Here is a 21728-nt window from a genome sequence, read left to right as displayed (position 1 = left end):
GCGCTTGCTTTGAGGAGACGGTTGCGATGGCGAAGCGGAGGATGACGGGCGGTGGAACCGGAGCGGGCGGCGGGACTCACACGCCGCAGGCCGTGAAGCCCGAGGCCGACACGGCCCCCGTCGCGAAGGCCGCTCCCGCGCCGAAGGCCGCCGCGCCCCGAGCCGCTGCGCCCAAGGCCACCGTTTCGAAGGCCGCCGTTGCGAAATCGCCCGTCGTGGAGACCGCCGCGAAGGACACGGGGAAGCCCGCCACGGTCCAGGCCGCATTGAACGAAAGCGTCTCGACCCCGGCGCTGAACGCCGCCCCCGCCAGCACGCCGGCGCCCGCCGCCCCCGCGAAGGCGCCCGAGACGAAGACCGCCGCCGCCAAGCCGGCGGCGCAGGAGCCGGTGAAGGCCGAGCCTGCCGTGACCGAGGCGCGCGAGCCCGCTGCCGCCAAGCCGGCAGCCGCCTCGACGGCGCCGGCTGCGGCTCCCGCTCCCGCCGAGCCCAAGGCCGCCGCCGAGTCAAAGCCCGCTGAACTCAAGTCTGCCGAGCTCAAGGCCGAAGAGCCCAAGGCTCCTGCTCCCAATGCTCCCGAGAAGGCCGCCGCACCCAAGGCCCCGGCGGTTGCCGCCTCGGTCGCCAAGCCGCCGGTCGCGGCCAATTCCGACCTTCCGGCGCCGAAGGCCAAACCCGCCGTGGCGCCCCTCCCGATGCCGGCTCATCCGCTCGCCCTCGGCGAGATCGGCGATACCGTGGTCGCCTATCTGCGCAGCGAGAGTGCCGCCGCCTTCGCCCATGTGAAGGCCCTCAGCGCCGCCAAGTCGCCGGCAGACCTGATCCGGCTCCAGGTCGGCGAGATGCAGCGGGCGGCCGACGCCTCGCTCGGCGTCTGGACCGATCTCGCCCGCAAGGCCGGCCGCGCGATCGACCTGCGCCGTCCCTGAGAGGGACGATCCGGCGGCGCGGCCCTCGAAGCGCGCCGCCGACTCTGGCCTGCCGCAATTGGCCGCTCTAGAAGGCTCGAACCGTCGAGGCACCGTCCCGGCACGCGCATGCGGCCGGTCGAGGCGTGCCTCTCCGTTGAGCTTGCGGAGCCTTCGATGACCCTTCCTTCCCGGACGCTCGCCCTTCTCGCGGCGGCGCTGCTGCTCTCGTCGGCGCCGGCCGGCGCGCAGATGATGAAGACCCCCGAGGTCTCCCCCGACAAGGCGCCGACCAAGGCCGCCCCCGCTTCCAAGGCCGAGGTCCAGCTCTCCTTCGCGCCCGTGGTGAAGAAGGCGGCGCCCTCCGTCGTCAACGTCTACGCCTCGCATGTCGACAAGCGCGCCAATCCCCGCGCCAGCGCCATGGAGGAGTTCATGCGGCGCTTCTTCGGCGAGGACGACCGGGGCGGCGGCGCGGCGCCGGGCGAACGGGCGAAGAAGTCCCTCGGCTCGGGGGTGCTGGTGGACGAATCGGGGCTCGTCATAACCAACAACCACGTCATCGAGAACATGAACGAGGTGCGCGTGGCGCTGGCCGACCGGCGCGAGTTCGAGGCCAGCATCGTGCTGCGCGATCCGCGCACCGACCTCGCAGTGGTCAAGATCAAGAACCCGGCGCCGGGCCTCGTCGCCATGCCCTTCGGCGATTCGGACGTGCTCGAGGTCGGCGACTTCGTGATGGCGATCGGCAACCCGTTCGGCGTCGGCCAGACGGTGACGCAGGGCATCGTCTCGGCGCTCGCCCGCACCCAGGTCGGCAGCACGGATTACCAGTACTTCATCCAGACGGACGCCGCGATCAATCCGGGCAATTCCGGCGGGGCGCTGGTCGATCTCCAGGGCCGGCTCGTGGGCATCAACACCGCGATCTATTCGCAATCCGGCGGCAGCCACGGCATCGGCTTCGCCATCCCTGCCGGGATGGTCAAGGCGGTGGTCGACTCGGCGAGGAACGGCGCCGCCACCGTGCGCCGCCCCTGGCTCGGCGCCCGCGTCCAGACCGTCACCCCCGACATCGCCGAGAGCATGGGGCTCGACCACCCCACCGGCGTGCTGGTCGCGAGCCTCCAGCCCAAGAGCCCGGCGGAGGAGGCCGGCTTGAAGCGCGGCGACGTCATCCTCTCCGTCGACGGCCTGAGCGTCGAGGACCCGGAAGCCTTCGGCTACCGCTTCGCCCTGCGCGGAACCTCCGGCCAGACCAGGTTCGGCGTGCTGCGCGGGACCGGCCGCCTGACCACGCAGGTGAAGCTCGCCCCCGCGCCGGAGACGCGCCCGCGCGACGTGCTGAAGGTGCGCACCCGCTCGCCCTTCCTCGGCGCCACGCTGGTCAACACCTCACCGGCGGTGGCCGAGGAGATGCAGGTGGACTTCCCGGCGGAGGGCGTCGCGGTCCAGTCCGTGGACGAGGGCTCCATCGCCAACCGGGCGGGCTTGCAGAAGGGCGACATCATCGTGGCCGTGAACGGCGTCGCGGTGCCGACCACCAAGGATCTCGACCGCGTCACCCGCAACACGCTCAACGCCTGGGAGGTCTCGATCAACCGCGGCGGCGAGGTGCTGACCTCCGTGTTCGGGGGATAGGCATCGCCGGGGCTTGCGCGGCGCGTCCGCCAGGGGCTCTTGGGCCTCATGTCCGATCTGTTCGCCTCGGCGGGGCTAGACGCCGATGTTCCCCGCCCTCTCGCCGACCGCCTGCGCCCGAAGACGCTCGCAGAGGTCGTCGGGCAGGAGCATCTCACCGGCCCGGACGGCTCGCTGACGCGCCTGCTGCGCGGAAAGTCCTTCGGCTCGCTGGTGTTCTGGGGGCCGCCGGGCACCGGCAAGACCACCGTCGCGCGGCTGCTGGCGCATCAGACGGACCTGCATTTCGAGCAGATCTCGGCGATCTTCTCCGGCATTCCCGACCTGCGGAAAGTCTTCGACGCCGCCCGCAAGCGTCGCGCGACGGGGCAGGGGACGCTGCTCTTCGTCGACGAGATCCACCGCTTCAACCGGGCGCAGCTCGATGCCTTCCTGCCCGTGATGGAGGACGGCACCGTCACGCTGGTCGGCGCCACCACCGAGAATCCGTCCTTCGAATTGAACCCGGCGCTGCTCTCGCGGGCCCGCGTGCTGCTGTTCCACGCGCTCGGCGACGAGGCGATCGCGCGGCTGATCGAGCGGGCCGAGACGCTGACCGGGCAGGCGCTCCCTCTCGATGCCGAGGCGCGCGGCGTCCTCGTGCGCATGGCGGACGGGGACGGACGCGCGGTGCTGACCCTGGCCGAGGAGGTCTGGCGCTCGGCCGCCCCCGGCGAGATTCTCGACGCCGAGACGCTCCAGGCCATCATCCAGCGCCGCGCGCCGATCTACGACAAGGCGCAGGAGGGCCATTACAACCTCATCAGCGCCCTGCATAAGACGGTGCGCGGCTCCGACCCCGACGCGGCCCTCTATTATCTCTGCCGCATGCTCGACGGGGGCGAGGATCGGCTGTTCATCGCCCGCCGGCTCGTGCGCATGGCGGTGGAGGATATCGGGCTCGCCGATCCTCAGGCCTTGGTCGTCACCACGGCCGCGAAGGACGCCTACGACTTCCTCGGCTCGCCCGAGGGCGAGCTGGCGCTGGCGCAGGCCACGATCTACCTCGCCTGCGCGCCCAAATCGAACGCGGCCTACACCGCCTACAAGGCGGCGACGCGGGCCGCCAAGGAGAACGGCTCGCTGCCGCCGCCGCGCACCATCCTCAACGCGCCGACGAAGCTGATGAAGCGCATGGGCTACGGCGAGGGCTACCGCTACGACCACGACGAGCCCGACGCCTTCTCGGGCCAGGATTACTGGCCGGAGAAGCTCGGCCGCCAGCATTTCTACGCGCCCACCGACCGGGGCATGGAAACCCGCTACGCCGACCGGCTCGCCCATTGGGAGCGCCTACGCCGGGAGCGGAAAACAGAGATTTAACATATATATACGCAAAAAATGAATTCTAATGGATAGTGTTCTCAATGAAAAGACACTTCTCTATTTTACATTTTAATAATATTGTAATTATATTTATAATAATATCCATTCTGCAATTATTTGCTTTTCATCTATGGATACATAGTTGCATCAGATCGAGAATATTTGGCTTTTAGTTTGATTATTGGATGTTTTATTGCAAATTTATCGATAATCATATCGCTGAGATCAGATATTTTTATAAAATTAGCAGCAATTATTCATGGAATAATTTATTCGTTAGGCATCCTTCTTCTAGCTTTCGCTATTGGCGATCCTGATGGATCCGTAATAATAGCTTATGCTATGGCAGTTTTATGTTTTCCGCTCTCCATGATAGCTCCACCAATCTTATCTTTATTCTCTGAAAAAATTTTCGATATCTCGAATGGCATATTATTTAACTGGATATTTTTCCTTATGATTGCGTTCTTGCAGTGGATTTTATTATTTTTAACGCAAGTCGTATTTAAACCGCGCAAAACTAGCTAATATTTCGCAAATAATTGATTGCGATCTTGGTGGATCACTTTACAACACTTCCGTCTGGGCCTACCGTCCACATCATCGCTGCTGACGCAGCATGGTGTCTGACCACCCAGCAAGCAAGTAACGCTCATCCATGCCCATCGACGTCCTCTGGAAGGGCCTCGTCGGCGGACTCGTGACCATGGCCATCGTGCTCGCCTCGAAGCGCGGCAACGTGCTGCCCGGAATCCTGCCCCTGGCGCCGACCTTCGCGATCATCGCGCTCCTGGCGGTCGGCGTGAAAGGGGAGGTCGGCGGGTTCCGCGAGGCATGCCTCGCCGGGGCGAAGACCATCCCCGCCTATCTCGTCTTCCTCGCCACCTGCTGGTGGCTCGGGGGCCAGACGGACTACCGCCTCGCCATCCTCGGCGGGGTCGCGGCGTGGCTCGTGGCGGCGCTGGCGATTTTTCTGGGGCCGCGCTGGCTCTGAGCCATGTCGCGTCGCGAATTGTCGCGGTGGCGGGGGGGTGCTAGCAGCGGGCGATGACTTCCACCATTCGTGATGCGGCAGCCCTCGGCGGGCGCCCGTCGCACCGGCTCAGCGCCGGCCTCTCCCACCGGGGTCTCGCCCGATGACCGGCAAGCCGCCCGGCCGCAGCGGCCCCCCGCGCGGGGGCAAGGGACCGTCACGCGGGTCCGGCGCCTCCGGTCCGAAGGGACCCGCGCGCTCCGGCGCCAAGCGCGCATGGCCCGAACGGGCCGGCACCGGCCCGCGCACCAGCGCCCTCGATGCCGCGCGCCGCGCCGCGCAGGTGCGGGGTGAGGATGCGGCCGAGCGCTCGCCCTGGGGCGAGTCGGGCGAGACCGAACGCGCCGCGCCCCGGCGGGAACGGCCCGAGCGGCCCCCTCGCGCCGGCCGTCCGGCGGCCCGGCCTCTTGCGGACGCCGGACCGAAACGCGCGCGCGCGGCCGAGCCGGCGGCGCCCGAGGGCCCGACGCGCCGCCAGCAGCGCGCGGCCGCCTCCGCCACCCTCGCCTCCGGCGTCCAAACGCTGACCGTCGAGGCGGACGAGGCGGGCATGCGCATCGACCGCTTCCTGACGACGCGGTTTCCGCAGCTTCCCTTCACCCGCGTGCAGAGCATCGTGCGCAAGGGCGAGCTGCGGGTCGACGGCAAGCGCGTGAAGCCCAACGACCGGCTGGAGCCGGGCATGAGCGTGCGCGTGCCGCCCCTCAAGCTCGCCGAGCCGGAAGAGCGCCCGCGCTCGGTGCAGAAGGAGGCGGGCGACGCCGCTTACCTCCGTTCGCTGATCCTCTACGAGGACGCGGACATGATGATCCTGAACAAGCCCTTCGGCCTCGCGGTGCAGGGCGGCTCGGGCACGGTGCGCCATGTCGACCAGCTCCTCGAATCGCTCGCCGGCCCGGACGGGCAGAAGCCGCGCCTCGTCCACCGCCTCGACAAGGACACCGCCGGCTGCCTGATCATCGCCAAGACCCGGCTCGCGGCCTCGACGCTCGCCAAGAGCTTCCGCTCGCGCGCGGCCCGCAAGGTCTATTGGGCGCTGACCGCCGGGGTGCCGCGGGTGCGCCAGGGCAGGATCTCGACCTATCTCGCCAAGGACGAGCCCACCGACGCCGATGCCCGCATGCGGGTCGCCAAGCACGGAGAGGAGGGCGCGAATCACGCGCTCACCTACTATGCCATGGTCGACAACGTGGCGCAGAAGCTCTCCTGGCTGTCCCTCAAGCCCGTGACCGGCCGCACCCACCAATTGCGCGCGCATGCCGCCCATATCGGCCATCCCATCGTCGGCGATCCGAAATACTTCAACGTCGAGAACTGGGAGCTGCCCGGCGGCATCCAGAACCGGCTGCACCTGCTCGCGCGCCGCATCGTGATCCCGCATCCGCGCACCGGCCAGCCGGTGGACGTGACCGCGCCGCTGCCGCCGCACATGGCGCAGAGCTGGAACCTGCTCGGTTTCGACGCGTCGCGCTACGATCCCATCGTGGAGGCGCCCGAAGCGTGAGCGGTGAACAGCCGCCCCCGTGTCTCTCCGCGCTCCCTTGGCAACCGCCCCGCGCGGCTTATTCTCCGGGCAGACCGCGCAGCACCGCGCGCGGCATCTTCCGGGTGCAGCGAGATCCGAACCTCATGAAGCCTGCGATGCTGGCCTTCCTCGCGATTCTGCTCGTCGCCCCGAGCACGGCGTATCCGCGCGCCGTCGAGGTGCGTCCGGCGGCGCCCGGCGGTGCGCCGGCTCCCGCTCAAGGGCAGCCGCAGAAGCCGGCCGCCGCCAAGCCGGCCCCCGCCGCCGACGCGCCGCAGGGGCAGCGGGCAGGCGAGCGCAAGCGGCGCGTGAGCTACGCGCGCTGCAACCGCCTCTCGCACGAGAAGAACCTGCGCGGAGGAGCGCGGCGGCGCTTCATGATCCGCTGCCGCCTCGGCTACGAGAAGCCGCGCCAGCCCCCCGCGCCGCCGGCTGCGCTCCCGGCCCAGCCGCCGCAGATCCCGCCACCGGCCCAGACCGCGCCGACCCCGCCACCCCAGGCACCGGCGGCTCCCGCTCCGGCGAAGCGCCCGTGAGCCGGACGCGGCGGCCCTCACCGTGAAGCTCGTCGTCTTCGACGTCGACGGGACCCTCGTCGACAGCCAGCATCTCATCGTCGCGGCGCAGGCCACGGCCTTCGCCGAGCACGGCATGACGGCTCCGAGCCGCTCGCAGGCGCTGTCCGTGGTCGGGCTGTCGCTGCCGCAGGCGTTCCGGCGGCTGGTGGGCGACGACGGCCCCATCGCGACCCTGGCCGAGAGCTACAAGCGCGCCTTCAACGCGCTGCGCCTCGACCCGGCCAACGAGGAGCCCCTGTTTCCCGGCATGGCGGACCTGCTCGCGCGCCTCCATGCCCGCGACGACGTTCTGCTCGGGATCGCCACCGGCAAGTCGCGCCGGGGCGTCGACCACCTCGTCGCGGCCAATGGCTGGGAGGGATGGTTCTCGACCACGCAGACCGCCGACGACGCCCCCTCGAAGCCCGATCCGGCGATGCTGCTCCAGGCCATGTCGGAGACCGGCATCGCGCCGGAGTCGACGGTGATGATCGGCGACACCACCTACGACATGGCCATGGCGGTGGGGGCCGGCGCGGCGGCCATCGGGGTCGCCTGGGGATACCACCCGCCCGGCGCGCTCTACGCGGCCGGCGCCGTGACGGTGGTCGAGACCGCCGAGCGGCTGAGCGACCTCTTTCCCGGCTCCCTCGATCCCGCCCTGCCGGGCCCCGTCGCGGGCCTCTGAAACGGGCTCGCGCCGCCGCCGGAGAGACCTTATATCCGCGCGATCCGACAGGTTCATCCGAAAGCACCGCCCCACCGCATGAGCAGCCGCCCTCCGAGCGACGACGTGACCGGCGACTGGCTGGGCGACCCCTCCGCCCCGACGGAACGCGACATTCCCCGCGCCGCCCGAGGCGACGGCCGTCCAGCCAAGCCGAAGCGGTTCTACGCGCAGGCTGGCCTTGGCGAGAGCGGGCACGGCTTCCGACTCACCCTCGACGGCCGCGCCGCCAACACCCCCGCCCGCAACCCGCTAACCGTGCGATCCCGGCCCCTGGCGGAGGCCGTCGCGGCCGAATGGCAGGCGCAAGGGGAGAGCATCGATGCCGCCACGATGCCGGTGACGCGCCTCGTCAACACGGCCATCGACGGGGTCGCGCCGCGCCGCGAGGCCGTGGCCGAGGATCTCTCCGCTTATGCCGGCACCGACCTGCTGGCCTACCGGGCCGGCTCGCCGGACCGGCTCGTCGCGGCGCAGGCGCAAGCCTGGGACCCCGTGCTCGACTGGGCCCACGAGACCTTCGGCGCACGGCTGATCCTCAGCGAGGGCGTCATGCACGTCACCCAGCCGGACAGCTCGGTGGCGGCGCTCCGGCAAGCCATCCTCGCCGTGGAGGACCCGTTCCGGCTCGCCGCGCTCCATACCCTGACGACGCTGACCGGATCGCTGCTGCTGGCGCTCGCGGTCCTCCACGGCCGCCTGAGCCCGCAGGCGGCCTGGGACGCTGCCCATGTCGACGAGACCTATCAGGCCGATGTCTGGGGCACGGACGCGGAGGCGGAGCAGCGGCTCGCCCTGCGCAGGGCCGAGTTCGAGGCGGCGGCCCTCGTGGCGCGGCTCGCCGGCGAGGGCTGACGGCACGCTTCCTGCCCGGCGGGACCGAGGGAATCGGAGTTCGCGGCCTTGGTCGACATCATCCGCTTCGACGGCGGCGCCACCGGCGGCTGGCGCGTCACGGATATCAGGACCCAGCGCGGCGAGGCGCTGCCGAAGATCGAGCGCGTCGCCATCCGCGAACCGGCCCACTCACCGCCCGATCCGGCGACGGCCTGGAGCCTGCGCGGCCTCGTCAGCAACCTGCGCTACACGACACGCGCCGAGGCGGACACCCTGCGCGGCGTCCAGGAGGGGCTCGGCCGCGCCGGATCGCTCCGCGCGGCGCTGATCCCGATCCGCAAGTCGGCGGCGTGGTGGGCCCTGGCGCAGGACGAGCGGCGCGCGCTGTTCGAGGAGGTCTCGCACCACACCAGCATCGGGCTCGACTACCTGCCGGCCGTGGCGCGCCGCCTCCATCACAGCCGCGACCTCGGCGAGCCCTTCGATTTCCTGACCTGGTTCGAGTTCGCGCCGGAGGACTCCCCCGCCTTCGACCGTCTGCTGGAGCGCCTGCGGGGGACGGCCGAATGGCATTATGTCGACCGCGAGATCGACATCCGGCTGGAGCGCGCCGGCTAAGGGGAGCGCTGTTTCCGACCGCAAACGACCATGCTAGAGCCCGGCCATATCCGACACCGCCAAGCCTCGACCGGGCTCGTCGCGTGCCGCTCGAACTCTCGTCGTTTTAGGCAATTGGGGCGCCCGTTTCATGAAGGACATCCTGGAAAAGCTCGAGCAGCGCCGCGCGCAGGCCCGCCTCGGCGGCGGCGAGAAGCGCGTCGAGGCCCAGCACAAGCGCGGCAAGCTGACGGCGCGCGAGCGCATCGAACTCCTCCTCGACCACGGGTCGTTCGAGGAGTTCGACATGTTCGTGCAGCACCGCTCGACCGATTTCGGGATGGAGAAGCAGAAGATCCCCGGCGACGGCGTCGTCACCGGCTGGGGCACCATCAACGGCCGCACGGTGTTCCTGTTCTCGAAGGACTTCACGGTGTTCGGCGGCTCGCTCTCGGAGTCGCATGCCGCCAAGATCGTCAAGGTGCAGGACATGGCGCTGAAGATGCGCGCCCCGATCATCGGCATTTTTGACGCCGGCGGAGCCCGCATCCAGGAGGGCGTCGCGGCGCTCGGCGGCTACGGCGAGGTCTTCCGCCGCAATGTCGCGGCCTCCGGCGTGATCCCGCAGATCTCCGTCATCATGGGGCCTTGCGCGGGCGGCGACGTCTACTCGCCGGCCATGACCGACTTTATCTTCATGGTCCGCGACACGAGCTACATGTTCGTCACCGGCCCGGACGTGGTGAAGACCGTCACCAACGAGGTGGTCACGGCCGAGGAGCTCGGCGGCGCCAAGGTCCACACCTCGAAGTCGTCCATCGCGGACGGCGCCTTCGAGAACGACGTCGAGGCCATTCTCCAGATCCGGCGGCTGCTCGACTTCCTGCCCGCCAACAACATCGACGGCGTGCCGGAGATCGAGAGCTTCGACAGCGTCGACCGCCTCGACAAGTCCCTCGACACGCTGATCCCGGACAACCCGAACAAGCCCTACGACATGGGCGAGCTGATCCGCCGCGTGGTCGACGAGGGCGACTTCTTCGAGATCCAGTCGGCCTATGCCCGCAACATCATCACCGGCTTCGGCCGCATCGAGGGCCGCACGGTCGGTTTCGTGGCGAACCAGCCGCTCGTTCTGGCGGGCGTGCTCGATTCGGACGCCTCGCGGAAGGCCGCGCGCTTCGTGCGCTACTGCAATGCCTTCTCGATCCCGATCGTGACCTTCGTCGACGTTCCCGGTTTCTTGCCGGGCACCGCCCAGGAATACGGCGGCCTCATCAAGCACGGCGCCAAGCTGCTCTTCGCCTACAGCCAGGCCACCGTGCCGCTCGTCACCATCATCACCCGCAAGGCCTTCGGCGGCGCCTACGACGTGATGGCCTCCAAGCATGTCGGCGCCGATCTCAACTACGCCTGGCCCACCGCGCAGATCGCGGTGATGGGCGCCAAGGGCGCCGTCGAGATCATCTTCCGGGCCGAGATGGGCGAGCCGGACAAGATCGCCGAGCGCACCGCCGAGTACGAGGACCGCTTCCTCTCGCCCTTCGTCGCGGCCGAGCGCGGCTATATCGACGAGGTCATCATGCCCCACTCCACCCGCAAGCGCATCGCGCGGGCGCTGGGCATGCTACGCACCAAGGAGATGGAGCAGCCCTGGAAGAAGCACGACAACATCCCGCTCTGAAGACCGGGGATGCGGCGATCGCGCCTCAGGTGCGGTCGTCGTGCTCGATGGCCGCGCAGAGGGTCAGGGGCCCTCGCGCGGCCGAGTTCGTCACCGAGCAGGTGACGCGCACGCCCGGCAGGTCGACATTGCTGTGGCGCAGCCGCGCGGCGACCTCGCGGGCCTGACGCGCGGCCGTCGCGAGCGAGGCGGCGGGCGCCTTGGTCACGACTTCGCCGGCCTTGCCGAAGACCTCGAAATAGCGCTCGGGCGGACTCTCGCCCTTGAACTGCGCGCCGACCGACGAGGGCGTTCCGCAGGCGAGGGTCAGGTTGGTATCGGCGCCGGCCGAAAAATTCGAGAAATCGACGCTGCGCTCGCCAGGAACGGCCTTCGTGGCCGCCGCGACCGCGGCGATCTGATCGCCGCAGGGATCGGCACGCGCCGGCCCCCACGGGCATGCGAGGAAGAGCGCGGCGGCGAGCAGGTGGCGCATCGGAATCGATCCAGAACCTGTCCAGGAGGAGCGGCGCTTGCAGGCCGGGCGCTTCGGACGGATCCGCGCGGCCTACGCCACCGCGGGCGGGCGGCCGATATCGAGCAGCACGATCTCCGGCGGCACCCCGAAGCGCACCGGCACGCGGCTGACGCCGAAGCCGCCGGAGACGATCAGGTTGCGCCCGTCGCGCAGGTAGTGGCCGTAGGCGAACTCGGTCCCGTGACGGCCGGCGAAGGCCGGGGAATAACCGAGCAGCCGCACCTGCCCGCCATGGGTATGGCCGGCAAGGGTCAGCGAGACCCGCGCCGGCACGTCGTAGAAGACGTCCGGCTCGTGGACCATCAGCAGCACCGGCGCGGCGTCGGTGATCTTGGCCAGCGTTCCCGGCAGGTCGTCGCGGCCGCGATGGTCGCCCTGGAGCACGAAGGGCTCTTGGTCGCCGAGCCCGGCCAGCCAGAAGGGCATGCCGTCCTTGGCGAGGCGGATGGCGTCGTTCTCGAAGACGGGGATGCCCTGCGCCTCCAGAGCGCGCTGCGCGTGGCAGGGCCCCTTGCGGGTGATCTGCGCGGTGCGGTCGTCCCACCAATCGTGGTTGCCGAGAATGGCGTAGGTGCCGAGCGGTGATTTCAGCCCGGCGGCGAGGCGGGCGAATTCCTCCAGCGGCACCTTCTTCCAGGTCACGCTCGGGCCGGCGGGATAATCGCCGAGCATCAGCACGATGTCGGGCTTCAGCGCGTTGGTGGTGTCGATGATCTCGGCGACGCGGTCGAGCGGCATGAAGGGCTCGCCGACATGGAAATCGGCCAGCACGGCGACGCGCAGGGAGAGTCCCGGCGTCCAGCCGGGGAGGGTGGGCGCGTAGCGCGTCACCACCAGCCGGTAGAGCGGCTCGATCCCGAACCCATAGGCCCCGGTGGAGACCATCGCCCCCCCGAGACCGGCCAGGAACTGCCGACGGCTCGGCAGGATCAGCATCGTCGTCATCCCCGCTCGGCGGCAGACCCGCGTGACCGCCCTGATGCCGGACTTCGGCGCTTTCGCGGCGCGGGCGGCCGATACGCCCCGAGGATGCGCTTTAGCGGAGAATCGTCCGCCAATCCTTAAGACGATCCCGCGACGCGGCGTCCCGGCGCCGCGCCGCAGGGAGCTCGTTCAGAGGATCGGAGCGTCCTCGTGCACCATCTCCAGAATGCCCCGGCGGCCGGCCGCCGGGCGATCCTCCACCCGCGCGGCGGGAACGGTGATGCGGCAGGCCGCCGCGAGCGCCGGCAGCGCCACCGGACGAAAACCTTCGCGCGACCCGTTCTCGGCGTCGATCGACCGGCGGCCTGTCTCGGTCGCTTCGGTCTGGCTCAGGATGGAGGGAGACATGGTGGAGGGCCCTTTGTCGTTGCTGCGCGCCGGATGGCGTCCGGCCGGATTCGAGGACAATTGTGGCGCCGCTCATGCGGCGATTGATCTTTCTTTGGGCTGCGCGAGATCACTGGAGAGGCAGCCCGAGCCTCATTCAGAGCCACTCAACCTGAATGCCGGCTTAAGAAAGGAAAAGCGGGAAGCCGGCTTTTCTCCGCTTCCAGGCACGGGCGCGACTACGCACGGCCCCACGAGGGACGCGGCGACACCCCGCGCGGAGACCGCGCGGACGCCTCGAACGGCGGCGATTCCTCGGGTCAGGCGGCGGGCATCGCCTCCAGCCCCTCCGACGCGATCCAGGCGGCGGTGCGGTCGAGCGCGCGGCCGAGGCGGTCGAACAACTCGTCGATCTCGTCGGGCTTGATGACGAGGGGCGGGCACACCGCCAGGCGGTCCCCGGCGAGGAAGCGCACGATCAGCCCCTCCGCTTGGGCGAAGCTCACGCAGCGCGCGGCGACGCCGGCCTTCGGATCGTATTGGCGGCGGCTCGTCTTGTCGGCGACGATCTCGATGCCGCCGATGAGGCCGATGCCCCGCGCCTCGCCGACGATGGGGTGCTCGGCCAGCGCCGAGAGCCGGGCCTGGAAATGCGGGGCCTTGGCCGCGACGCCCTCGATGATGCCGTCGCGCCGGTAGATGGCGATGGTCTTCAGCGCCACCGCGCAGGCGACGGGATGCCCGGAATAGGTGGTGCCGTGCCCGAAGGTGCCGATCTTGCGGCTCTCGGCGAGCATGGCGTTGTAGAGCGGCTCGTCGATGGAGATGCCGCCGAGCGGCATGTAGCCCGAGGTCACGGCCTTGGCGAAGGAGATGGTATCTGGCCGCATGCCGAGCGCCTGGGAGCCGAACCACGTCCCGAGCCGGCCGAACCCGCAGATCACCTCGTCGGCGATGAAGCGCACGTCGTAGCGGTCGAGCACCGCCTGGATCGCCTCGAAATAGCCCTCCGGCGGGGTGATTGCGCCGCCCGCGCCCATCACCGGCTCGGCGACGAAGGCGGCCACCGTCTCCGGGTCCTCGCGCTGGATCAGCGCGTCGAGCTCGGCGGCGAGGCGGGCGGAGAAGTCGCGCTCGCTCTCGCCCTCATGGGCGAAGCGGTAATGGTGCGGGCAGCCGGCGTGGAGGAAGCCCGGCAGCGGCAGGTCCCAGTCGGCATGGTTGGCGGGCAGGCCGGTCATCGAGGCGGTGGCGACGGTGACGCCGTGATAGCCGCGGATCTGCGAGATGATCTTCTTCTTCCTCGGCCGGCCGAGCGCGTTGTTGAGATACCACAGGAGCTTGACCTGGGTGTCGTTGGCCTCCGAGCCCGAGGAGGTGAAGAACACCTTCGAGGTCGGGCAGGGCATCAGCTCCTTCAGGGTCTCGGCGAGCTCGATCGCCGGGTCGTGGCTGCGGCCGGAGAAGAGATGCGTGAAGGGCAGGCGCGAGAGCTGCTCGCTGGCCGCCTCCACCAGCTCCTCGTTCGAGTAGCCGAGCGCCGTGCACCAGAGCCCGGCCATGCCCTCGATATAGGGCCGTCCGGCCTCGTCGTAGACCCAGACGCCGTGGCCGCGCTCGAGCACGAGCGGGCCGGTCTCGCGGAAGGTCGCGAGATTGGTGTAGGGGTGGACGAGGGTTTCGACGTCGCGGGCCGCGCGGTTGGACAGCATCGGGCCGGTCTCGCTTCTCTGAACCGATATGGGGCGCCACACTAACGGCCCGATGCGCCTCCAGTAACCCACCGATTCCCGAACCGCGCAGGGCGCAGGGTCACAGAGTGCTCGATCCATCGACCATCGTCGCCACCCCGGCGCCCGGCCGGGCCTGCGGCACCTGCACCCTGTGCTGCAAGGTCTACGACGTGCCGGACGTCCAGAGCGTCTCCGGCGAATGGTGCCGCCACACAAGGGCGGGCCGAGGCTGCGGCATCCACGAGACCCGGCCGAACCATTGCCGCGCCTTCTTCTGCCTGTGGATGACGGAGGGCTGGCTCGGCCCGGAATGGAAGCCGGAGAAGGCGAAGATGGTGCTCGCCATGGAGCCGGGCTCCTACCATCTCGCCGTGCAGGTCGATCCCGGACAGGCCAATGCCTGGAAGCGCGACCCGTATTACGGCCAGCTCAAGCGCTGGGCCGCCGCCTCCATCGAGAAGGGCCGGCACGTCCTCGTCCACGTCAACCGCAACACCACCGTGATCCTGCCCGACCGCGACGTGCCACTCGGCGAGTTCGCACCGGGCGACCGCCTCGTCGCGAACCCGCGCATGGGCCCCGCCGGCCTGACCGCCGACGTGGAGCGCGTGCGGGCGGCCTGAGGCGCCGTCAGCCGATCGTCCGGTTCTTGATGAAGCTGAAGGCGCCCGACACCGCCGAGCCGGCGGCCCCGGCCGCGTCGGTCACGGATGTGAGCGCACGCGTGCCGAGGCCGGCATTCTCGTCCTCCGGTGCGGACGCCTGCGGCTGGAAGCGTTTTTCGGCCAGCAGGATGACGCGGCGGTCGTTCTCCATCAGAGCCGCGATCCCGATATCGGTCATCGCGACGAAGGTCGCACCGTCAGTGAAGCGGACTTCGATCAACGCCTTCTGCTTGGGGCCCGTATCGAGGGCGCCGAGCCCCGCTCCCAACGCGGAGGCCGCCACGCTGACAGGCGCCGCCAGATCGAGTTGATGGGCGAGGCTCAAGCCTCCGCGCAGGCCCGTCAGAACCTGATCGATCGCCGATTGCTTCTCGGCGACGCCGCCGTGAACGACGACCTCGGCGATCGTCTCGGCTCCGCGCTCGGGCCGGCCGGGCAGCTTGAAGAGGCCGGTATCGTACTCACCTTCTCCCCGCCCGCACTCTCCGGCGACGATCGTCAGAACGGCCATGCTCCCCATCCCTCAGGTTGCCGGAGACTCACGTCGCGCACATGCCGGCCGATGGCAACTCGCTTCAATGCCCAGCGTGAGCGCAGCGGCCGTGGTCGGCCAGCGTCTCGATCACCCGGCATTCGCCGATGCTGCCATGGGCGCAGGCGCCGAGCATGCGGGCGAGCTCGTCGCGCAGCGCCGTGAGCTGCGCGATCCGCCGCTCGACGCCCTGCAACTGGCGGCGCGCGATGGCGTCGGCCTCCGAGCAGGATTGGTCGGGACGGGCGGCGAGGTCGAGCAGCTCGCGGATCGCCTCCACCTCGAAGCCGAGCTGGCGGGCGTGGCGGATGAAGTGCAGCCGCGACACCTCCGCCTGCGCGTATCGCCGCTGGCCGCCCTCCGTGCGGGAGGGGGCGGGCATCAGCCCGGCCTGCTCGTAATAGCGGATCGTCGGCACCTTCACGCCGGTCCGCCGGGACAGGTCGCCGATGCCGATGCCGGCGTTTGAGAGCGTGCTCATTTTTCGCTTGAACCTCTAGCCGCTAGAGGTTGTAGGCTTCCTCTCCATCGAAGGAAAGGAGCCCCCGATGTCCGAATCCTGCTGCGGCCACGCGGGCCACGCGCATGCTCCGGTCGCGAAGACCGCCGCCGAGCCGTCCTGCTGCTCGGGCGGCGTGCCGGTCTTCGACGGCATGGACCCGCGCTACACCCGCGTCCTCTGGACGGTGATCGCGATCAACGGGGCGATGTTCCTCACGGAGATGGTGGCGGGCCAGCTCGCCGGATCGCAGGCGCTGAAGGCCGACGCCCTCGACTTCCTGGCCGATACCGTCACCTACGGCCTCAGCCTCGCGGTGATCGGCGCGAGCCTGCGGACGCGCTCCATGGCGGCGCTGTTCAAGGGCGTCTCGCTCTTCGCGATGGCGCTGTGGGTGTTCGGCACCACGCTCTACCAGACCCTGGTGCTCGGCGTGCCGAAGGCGGAGGTGATGGGGATCATCGCCGTTCTAGCACTCGCCGCCAACGTCGCCTCGGTGCTGCTGCTGCGCCCCTACAAGGACGGCGACGCCAATGTCCGCTCCGTCTGGCTGTGCTCGCGCAACGACGCCATCGGCAACGTGGTGGTGATGGCCGCCGCGCTCGGGGTCTGGGGCACCACCAGCGCCTGGCCCGATCTGGCGGTCGCCGGGGTCATGGCCGGCCTGTTCCTGACCTCGTCGGTGCAGATCCTCCGGCAGGCGCTCGCCGAGTACCGCGAGGGCTCGGGACACACGCACGACGCGCATTCCCACGCCGCGCACGCGGAGTAGGGGAGCGCCCTTAACCCGGCGGCAACCATGACGGGCAATAAACGGGAACCGGCCATCCTCGCTCCGAAACCCGGCGCGAGGATCGGCCGGGCGTTTCGTCCCAGGCGGGTTGGTCGGCGTGAGCATCAGTGGCGTTCGTCGCAAGACACGGCAGTCGCGGTCGCGCCGGTCCTGGCTCAATGCCGCCGCGACCCCGTGGATCGCCGGCATCGGCCTGCTGGTCTCCTTCACCGCGACGGCCGGCACCGAAAGCTCCATCGGGTCGAGCCTGCTGCCGGCGCTGGACATGCGCATGGTCCCGGCCCTGCCGCCGGGCCTGTCCCTGATCGGTCCGAACGCGGCGGCGGAGGACGACGCCGCGACCCTCATCGCGGCGGCACGCGGCTCTCGCCCCCTCGCCGAGAGCCCGGTGCGCGCCGATCTCAAGCCGCAGGCGCGGACCTTTCCGGTGGTCCAGCGCCAGGGCAAGGGCGACGCCCTGGTGGCGCCGGGCCCGAGCTTCGAGCACAGTGCCAGGCGCCTGCGCGAGGGCGGCGCCTCGCTCGCCTTCGCCAACCTCACCGGCTCCGTGACCGGCGCGCTCAGCCCCGGCCCGGCCACCTGGAACCCGGATCTCGAACCGGAACCCGCCTTTCTGCCCGTGCCCGATCTCGGGCTGACCTCGGGAAGCGGCGCCCCCGCGACAGGCGAGGCCGCCGCCGACGTCGCGCCGGAGGAGCCGCATGACGGCGCGACCCCGGCGATCCCCCGCGCCGTGGCGCTCGGCTCGACGACGCCGGCCCCCGCCGACGCGATTCCCGTGGAGGTCGCCGCCGCCAGCCTTGCCCTGCCGGGCTTCTCCTTCCGCGACGGCGCCGCCAAGGACGGAGGGCCTTCGCAGACGGTGCTCCCGCAGAGCGCCGCGCATCGCTACGCCGACCTGATCGATCCCGAATCCATGGACAAGGAGCAGCGCTGCCTTGCCGAGGCCGTCTATTTCGAGGCCCGCAGCGAGCCCGAGGAAGGCCAGGCCGCCGTCGCCCAGGTGGTGCTGAACCGCGTGAAGAGCGGGCTCTATCCGGCCAATGTCTGCGGGGTCGTCTACCAGAACCGGCACCGCTACATGGGCTGCCAGTTCTCCTTCGCCTGCGAGGGCAAATCCTTGCGCATCACCGACGCCGCCTCCTGGCAGAGCGCCACCCGGATCGCGCGCTCCGTGATCGAGGGCAAGACCTATCTCGCCGAGGTCGGCGGCGCGACGCACTACCACGCAGATTACGTGAAGCCCAGCTGGTCGCGGCGTTTGATCAAAATGGACGCGATCGGGCGACACATCTTCTACCAGCTCAAGCGCGGACAGACGTGAATCGACAAGATTTCGATGCGGAAAAATACTTAAGCAGACCTGACTACGCAGTCCGTACCAAAGGTTAATTTTACCTTATCTCTCAAATCGGCTTGCCTGAACGGCAACTTGACGGCCTTTTGCTCGTCGAGATGTGCGCCCGCGTGCGCCTCATCCGTCGTAGCGTTCTTTCGTCGAGGATCCCGTCATGACCGCGCCGGTCGCCAGACCCGTCACCCTGCTCGCCGCGCTCGTCGGCATGTCCCTCTCAGCCGGCGCCGCCCAGGCCGGCTGCCACGGCAGCGCCTGCTACCGCTACGTGAACACCCCGCCGGTGTTCGACACGGTCTCCGAGCAGGTGCTGGTGCGCCCGCCGCGCACGATCTACCGCACCACGCCGCCGGTCTTCGACACGGTCTCCGAGCGCGTGATGGTGTCGCCGGGCGGCCGCGTCTGGCAGACCCGCCGCGGTCCTTACGGCGAGTTGATCGGCTGCTGGGTGAACACCCCGCCGCAATACACCGTGCGCAGCCGTCAGGTGATGGTGCAGCCGCCCCAGCAGATCCCGGAGACCATCCCGCCGGAATACGCCAGCGTGCAGCGCCGCGTCCTGGTGCAGCCGGCCCGCGCCGGCTGGGTCCCGGCCGGCGGCGGCTACGGTTACGGCGGTGGCATCGGCTCGATCCCCGACGCGATCGGCATCACCGGCGCCAGCTCGGCCGATATCGGCGTCGGCCTCGGCTTCTCGCGCGGCAGCGTCTACGACGGCTACTGAGCCCGACCGATACAAAGACATCCGGCCTCCCGCGTCGCCTCCGGCGCGGGGGGCCGTCTTGATTCGAGGGCCCTCCGCCACAGGTGCCGCCATCAGACGCGGAGGCGACCATGGCGACGTTCAAGGCTTGGGTGATCGAGAAGGGCGAGGGCGGCCAGAGCCTCGCCTTCAAGGATTTCGACGAGGCCGGCCTGATGGACGGCGACGTCACCGTCCGGGTCTCGCACTCGACCCTGAACTACAAGGACGGCCTCGCCATGACCGGCAAATCGCCGGTGGTGCGCCGCTTCCCGATGATCCCCGGCATCGATTTCGCCGGCACCGTCGAGACCTCCGAGCATCCCGAGTACAAGCCGGGGGATGCGGTGGTGCTCACAGGCTGGGGCGTCGGCGAGACCCATCTCGGCGCCTACGCCGAGAAGGCGCGGGTGAAGGGCGACTGGCTGGTGCCGCTCCCCGAGGGCCTCACCCCGGCCCAGGCCATGGCCATCGGCACGGCGGGCTATACGGCCATGCTCTGCCTGATGGCGCTCGACGCGCACGGCCTCACCCCGCAAGACGGCCCGGCGATTGTCACCGGCGCGTCGGGCGGCGTCGGCTCGGTGGCGGTGGCGCTGCTGGCGCAGGCCGGCTGGCACGTCGTCGCCTCGACGGGCCGCGACTGGGAGGCCGATTACCTACGTGACCTCGGCGCTTCGGAGATCATCGACCGTGCGGAATTGTCTTCGCCCGGAAAGCCCCTCGCCAAGGAGCGCTGGGCGGCCGGCGTCGACGTGGCGGGCTCGCAGACGCTCGCGAGCCTGCTCGCCATGACGAAATCCGACGGCGCCATCGCGGCCTGCGGGCTGGCGCAGGGCATGGACCTGCCGACCTCGGTGGCGCCCTTCATCCTGCGCGGCGTGTCGCTGCTCGGCATCAACAGCGTGACGACGCCGCAGAAGAAGCGCCGCGCCGCCTGGGCCCGCCTCGCGAAGGAACTCGACCTCGGCAAGCTCGCGGCGATGACGAAGACCGTGCCGCTGGAGGAGGTCGGCGGCCTCGCCGAGCCGATTCTCGCCGGCCATGTGCGCGGGCGGACGGTGGTCGAGATCGGTTAAGCGGAACCGGAACCGTTCGGCGCGCATTGCCGAGATCATGAGCATAGCATTCGTTCGCGAGAAGGAGGGCGGGGAAGCCTTCGAGGACCTCCCCGACCGCCCGATCTCCCCCCACACCAACTACGTGACGCCCGAGGGGCTGGCGCAGATCGAGGCCGAGGTGAAGCGCCTCCAGGCCGAGGCTGCGCGCACCAGCCACGACGACAAGGCGGACACCGCCCGCATCACCCGAGACCTGCGCTACTGGACGACGCGCCTGGGCTCGGCGGAACTCGTCGAGAAGGTCGAGGGCGAGGCCGTGCATTTCGGCTCGACGGTCACGGTCGAGCGCGAGGACGAGCACGGCAAGAGCGCGCGCCAGACTTTCCGCATCGTCGGCGAGGACGAGGCGGACCCGGCCAAGGGCTCGATCTCCTACGTGTCCCCTCTCGCCCGCGCGCTGACCGGCAAGGTCGTCGGCGACGTGGTCGAGGTGAACGGGCATGAGGTCGAGCTCGTCGCCATCGCGCAGCCGAGCCGCAGCTGACCAATCCTCCGCAGGCGGTTCGAGGGCGCAATGAGGTATTAAGCGTCCCTTAACGGACGCCGGGCACGCTCCGGCGCAACGGGGAGGTGGAACCGATGGCGAACTATGTCCTGGAGGGGCCCCACTGGGGCTCGGGCGCCGGAGCTGTCGTCACCTGGGCCGTCGACACGTCGGTGCCGACATCCTTCGTCAGCGAGATCGCGCGCGCCTTCGCCGACTGGACCTCCCACGCCGGCATCACCTTCCTGCAAGCCGCGTCGGTCTCGGCGGCGAACATCTCCTTCAGCGAAACCGCCATCGACGGTCTCGACAACACCCTCGCCCAGACGAGCTACTCCTATCGGGGCGCAAGCTTCACCTCGGCGCGTATCACCTTCGACAGCGGCGAGGGCTGGCATGCCGCGGCGAGCGGCGTCGTCAGCAACGACAGCATCGCCCTGTTCCCCGTCGCGCTGCACGAGATCGGCCACGCCATCGGGCTCGACCACTACAACGACGCTCCGGCGATCATGAACGCCTATCTCAACCGCTCCGTCACGGATCTCACCGGGTCGGATATCGGCGGGGTCCAGGCGCTCTACGGAGCGGGATCGCCCGGCGTCTCGCAGACGGCGGGGATGCACGACGTGTTCCGCTTCTACAACGCCGCGACCCACGACCATTTCTACACGACGGACGTCGCCGAGCGCGACAGCATCCTCCGCAACCTGCCGTCCTACAGCTACGAAGGCGCTCAGTGGTCCACGCCGGACGCCGGGGCGCATACGCTCGACGTGTTCCGGTTCTTCAATCCGACCACCGGCGACCATGTGTATACGACGGACCTCGTCGAGCGCGACGCCATCATCCGCAACCTGCCGTCCTACCGCTACGAGGGCATCGCCTTCGAAGCCTATGCGACCCCGGCCGACGCGGGCAGCGGCGGGGTGACGCTGGAGCGCTTCTACAACGCCGCCCTCGGCGTCCACCATTTCGCCGTCGGTCAGGCGGAGGCCGATGGGATCCGGCACGGGGCGGTGGGCAGCGGGTGGGTGGACGAAGGCCCCGGCCTGACGGTCCACCTTCCGAACGCCGCGACCCTGCTGGCCTGAACGGCACCGGAT

General features: G+C 69.7%; 23 protein-coding genes. 17 read left to right on the top strand and 6 right to left on the bottom strand.

What is annotated here, in order from left to right; translation table 11 throughout:
* Positions 1–26: 26 nt before the first annotated feature.
* The 10 genes from ACP56T_RS03175 to ACP56T_RS03130 all read left to right on the top strand — a co-directional run bounded on the left by ACP56T_RS03175 (position 27) and on the right by ACP56T_RS03130 (position 10874).
* A complete protein-coding gene (locus tag ACP56T_RS03175) occupies positions 27–929 on the top strand; it encodes a phasin family protein (protein WP_430910658.1) in 903 nt (300 codons plus the stop codon).
* 156 nt (positions 930–1085) lie between these two features.
* Positions 1086–2549 (top strand): Do family serine endopeptidase, encoded by a 1464-nt coding sequence (locus tag ACP56T_RS03170; protein WP_430910657.1) that lies wholly within the window; start codon positions 1086–1088, stop codon positions 2547–2549.
* Positions 2550–2597: 48 nt separating this feature from the next.
* Positions 2598–3911 (top strand): replication-associated recombination protein A, encoded by a 1314-nt coding sequence (locus ACP56T_RS03165; RefSeq protein WP_430910656.1) that lies wholly within the window; start codon positions 2598–2600, stop codon positions 3909–3911.
* Between the two features lie 661 nt (positions 3912–4572).
* Positions 4573–4908: a GlpM family protein gene (locus tag ACP56T_RS03160; protein WP_430910655.1), complete on the top strand. Its 336-nt coding sequence runs from the start codon at positions 4573–4575 to the stop codon at positions 4906–4908.
* Positions 4909–5050: 142 nt separating this feature from the next.
* On the top strand, positions 5051–6451 hold the full coding sequence (locus ACP56T_RS03155) for an RluA family pseudouridine synthase (protein WP_430910654.1): 1401 nt from the start codon (positions 5051–5053) through the stop codon (positions 6449–6451).
* Positions 6452–6576: 125 nt separating this feature from the next.
* On the top strand, positions 6577–7008 hold the full coding sequence (locus ACP56T_RS03150; RefSeq protein ID WP_430910653.1) for a hypothetical protein: 432 nt from the start codon (positions 6577–6579) through the stop codon (positions 7006–7008).
* Between the two features lie 22 nt (positions 7009–7030).
* On the top strand, positions 7031–7717 hold the full coding sequence (locus ACP56T_RS03145; RefSeq protein ID WP_430910652.1) for an HAD-IA family hydrolase: 687 nt from the start codon (positions 7031–7033) through the stop codon (positions 7715–7717).
* Between the two features lie 78 nt (positions 7718–7795).
* Complete coding sequence (locus ACP56T_RS03140; protein WP_430910651.1) at positions 7796–8611, top strand: ATP12 family chaperone protein; 816 nt, start codon at positions 7796–7798, stop codon at positions 8609–8611.
* A 48-nt stretch (positions 8612–8659) separates the two neighbouring features.
* Positions 8660–9211 carry a chlorite dismutase family protein gene (locus ACP56T_RS03135; protein WP_430910650.1) on the top strand — a complete coding sequence of 184 codons (552 nt, stop codon included), beginning with the start codon at positions 8660–8662 and terminating at the stop codon, positions 9209–9211.
* Between the two features lie 130 nt (positions 9212–9341).
* Complete coding sequence (locus ACP56T_RS03130) at positions 9342–10874, top strand: acyl-CoA carboxylase subunit beta (RefSeq protein WP_430910649.1); 1533 nt, start codon at positions 9342–9344, stop codon at positions 10872–10874.
* A gap of 25 nt (positions 10875–10899) precedes the next feature.
* Here ACP56T_RS03130 and ACP56T_RS03125 read toward each other — a convergent pair whose 3' ends face one another.
* The 4 genes from ACP56T_RS03125 to ACP56T_RS03110 all read right to left on the bottom strand — a co-directional run bounded on the left by ACP56T_RS03125 (position 10900) and on the right by ACP56T_RS03110 (position 14414).
* On the bottom strand, positions 10900–11349 hold the full coding sequence (locus ACP56T_RS03125) for an ABC transporter ATPase (RefSeq protein WP_430910648.1): 450 nt from the start codon (positions 11347–11349) through the stop codon (positions 10900–10902).
* 72 nt (positions 11350–11421) lie between these two features.
* Complete coding sequence (locus ACP56T_RS03120) at positions 11422–12327, bottom strand: metallophosphoesterase (RefSeq protein ID WP_430910902.1); 906 nt, start codon at positions 12325–12327, stop codon at positions 11422–11424.
* 177 nt (positions 12328–12504) lie between these two features.
* Positions 12505–12723 carry a hypothetical protein gene (locus ACP56T_RS03115; protein ID WP_430910647.1) on the bottom strand — a complete coding sequence of 73 codons (219 nt, stop codon included), beginning with the start codon at positions 12721–12723 and terminating at the stop codon, positions 12505–12507.
* Positions 12724–13022: 299 nt separating this feature from the next.
* Positions 13023–14414, bottom strand: a complete 1392-nt coding sequence (locus tag ACP56T_RS03110; protein ID WP_430910646.1) for an aminotransferase — start codon at positions 14412–14414, stop codon at positions 13023–13025.
* A 107-nt stretch (positions 14415–14521) separates the two neighbouring features.
* Here ACP56T_RS03110 and ACP56T_RS03105 point away from each other — a divergent pair, with 107 nt between their 5' ends.
* Positions 14522–15058 (top strand): hypothetical protein, encoded by a 537-nt coding sequence (locus tag ACP56T_RS03105; protein ID WP_430910645.1) that lies wholly within the window; start codon positions 14522–14524, stop codon positions 15056–15058.
* 7 nt (positions 15059–15065) lie between these two features.
* Here the strand turns inward: ACP56T_RS03105 and ACP56T_RS03100 are convergent, their stop codons facing one another.
* Positions 15066–15611: a hypothetical protein gene (locus tag ACP56T_RS03100; RefSeq protein WP_430910644.1), complete on the bottom strand. Its 546-nt coding sequence runs from the start codon at positions 15609–15611 to the stop codon at positions 15066–15068.
* A gap of 64 nt (positions 15612–15675) precedes the next feature.
* Positions 15676–16113, bottom strand: a complete 438-nt coding sequence (locus ACP56T_RS03095) for a MerR family transcriptional regulator (RefSeq protein ID WP_430910643.1) — start codon at positions 16111–16113, stop codon at positions 15676–15678.
* A 67-nt stretch (positions 16114–16180) separates the two neighbouring features.
* On the opposite strand from ACP56T_RS03095, the gene ACP56T_RS03090 reads away from it, so the two are divergent.
* The 6 genes from ACP56T_RS03090 to ACP56T_RS03065 all read left to right on the top strand — a co-directional run bounded on the left by ACP56T_RS03090 (position 16181) and on the right by ACP56T_RS03065 (position 21716).
* Positions 16181–16903: a cation efflux transmembrane domain-containing protein gene (locus tag ACP56T_RS03090; RefSeq protein ID WP_430910642.1), complete on the top strand. Its 723-nt coding sequence runs from the start codon at positions 16181–16183 to the stop codon at positions 16901–16903.
* 199 nt (positions 16904–17102) lie between these two features.
* Positions 17103–18248, top strand: coding sequence for a cell wall hydrolase (locus ACP56T_RS03085; RefSeq protein ID WP_430910901.1), 1146 nt, complete (start codon positions 17103–17105; stop codon positions 18246–18248).
* A 187-nt stretch (positions 18249–18435) separates the two neighbouring features.
* The gene (locus tag ACP56T_RS03080) at positions 18436–19002 is read left to right on the top strand and encodes a hypothetical protein (RefSeq protein WP_430910641.1); all 567 of its coding nucleotides are present in this window, start codon (positions 18436–18438) and stop codon (positions 19000–19002) included.
* A gap of 110 nt (positions 19003–19112) precedes the next feature.
* Positions 19113–20099, top strand: coding sequence for an acrylyl-CoA reductase (NADPH) (gene acuI / locus ACP56T_RS03075; protein ID WP_430910640.1), 987 nt, complete (start codon positions 19113–19115; stop codon positions 20097–20099).
* A 37-nt stretch (positions 20100–20136) separates the two neighbouring features.
* Positions 20137–20625: a transcription elongation factor GreA gene (gene greA, locus ACP56T_RS03070; RefSeq protein ID WP_430910639.1), complete on the top strand. Its 489-nt coding sequence runs from the start codon at positions 20137–20139 to the stop codon at positions 20623–20625.
* A 95-nt stretch (positions 20626–20720) separates the two neighbouring features.
* Entirely contained in the window at positions 20721–21716 is a 996-nt protein-coding gene (locus ACP56T_RS03065; protein ID WP_430910638.1) for a matrixin family metalloprotease, read from the top strand.
* Positions 21717–21728 lie beyond the last annotated feature (12 nt).

Source organism: Methylobacterium endophyticum (assembly GCF_050591105.1).
In the GTDB taxonomy this organism is placed as follows: Bacteria; Pseudomonadota; Alphaproteobacteria; order Rhizobiales; family Beijerinckiaceae; genus Methylobacterium.
This window is presented reverse-complemented; position numbering and strand designations above follow the sequence as displayed.

Bases quoted from the DNA above. Each gene is read 5' to 3' on its own strand.
- ACP56T_RS03175 (WP_430910658.1), top strand. From the start codon at position 27: ATGGCGAAGCGGAGGATGACGGGCGGTGGAACCGGAGCGGGCGGCGGG.
- ACP56T_RS03170 (WP_430910657.1), top strand. From the start codon at position 1,086: ATGACCCTTCCTTCCCGGACGCTCGCCCTTCTCGCGGCGGCGCTGCTG.
- ACP56T_RS03165 (WP_430910656.1), top strand. From the start codon at position 2,598: ATGTCCGATCTGTTCGCCTCGGCGGGGCTAGACGCCGATGTTCCCCGC.
- ACP56T_RS03160 (WP_430910655.1), top strand. From the start codon at position 4,573: ATGCCCATCGACGTCCTCTGGAAGGGCCTCGTCGGCGGACTCGTGACC.
- ACP56T_RS03155 (WP_430910654.1), top strand. From the start codon at position 5,051: ATGACCGGCAAGCCGCCCGGCCGCAGCGGCCCCCCGCGCGGGGGCAAG.
- ACP56T_RS03150 (WP_430910653.1), top strand. From the start codon at position 6,577: ATGAAGCCTGCGATGCTGGCCTTCCTCGCGATTCTGCTCGTCGCCCCG.
- ACP56T_RS03140 (WP_430910651.1), top strand. From the start codon at position 7,796: ATGAGCAGCCGCCCTCCGAGCGACGACGTGACCGGCGACTGGCTGGGC.
- ACP56T_RS03130 (WP_430910649.1), top strand. From the start codon at position 9,342: ATGAAGGACATCCTGGAAAAGCTCGAGCAGCGCCGCGCGCAGGCCCGC.
- ACP56T_RS03125 (WP_430910648.1), bottom strand. From the start codon at position 11,349: ATGCGCCACCTGCTCGCCGCCGCGCTCTTCCTCGCATGCCCGTGGGGG.
- ACP56T_RS03120 (WP_430910902.1), bottom strand. From the start codon at position 12,327: ATGCTGATCCTGCCGAGCCGTCGGCAGTTCCTGGCCGGTCTCGGGGGG.
- ACP56T_RS03115 (WP_430910647.1), bottom strand. From the start codon at position 12,723: ATGTCTCCCTCCATCCTGAGCCAGACCGAAGCGACCGAGACAGGCCGC.
- ACP56T_RS03110 (WP_430910646.1), bottom strand. From the start codon at position 14,414: ATGCTGTCCAACCGCGCGGCCCGCGACGTCGAAACCCTCGTCCACCCC.
- ACP56T_RS03100 (WP_430910644.1), bottom strand. From the start codon at position 15,611: ATGGCCGTTCTGACGATCGTCGCCGGAGAGTGCGGGCGGGGAGAAGGT.
- ACP56T_RS03095 (WP_430910643.1), bottom strand. From the start codon at position 16,113: ATGAGCACGCTCTCAAACGCCGGCATCGGCATCGGCGACCTGTCCCGG.
- ACP56T_RS03090 (WP_430910642.1), top strand. From the start codon at position 16,181: ATGTCCGAATCCTGCTGCGGCCACGCGGGCCACGCGCATGCTCCGGTC.
- ACP56T_RS03080 (WP_430910641.1), top strand. From the start codon at position 18,436: ATGACCGCGCCGGTCGCCAGACCCGTCACCCTGCTCGCCGCGCTCGTC.
- acuI (WP_430910640.1), top strand. From the start codon at position 19,113: ATGGCGACGTTCAAGGCTTGGGTGATCGAGAAGGGCGAGGGCGGCCAG.
- greA (WP_430910639.1), top strand. From the start codon at position 20,137: ATGAGCATAGCATTCGTTCGCGAGAAGGAGGGCGGGGAAGCCTTCGAG.
- ACP56T_RS03065 (WP_430910638.1), top strand. From the start codon at position 20,721: ATGGCGAACTATGTCCTGGAGGGGCCCCACTGGGGCTCGGGCGCCGGA.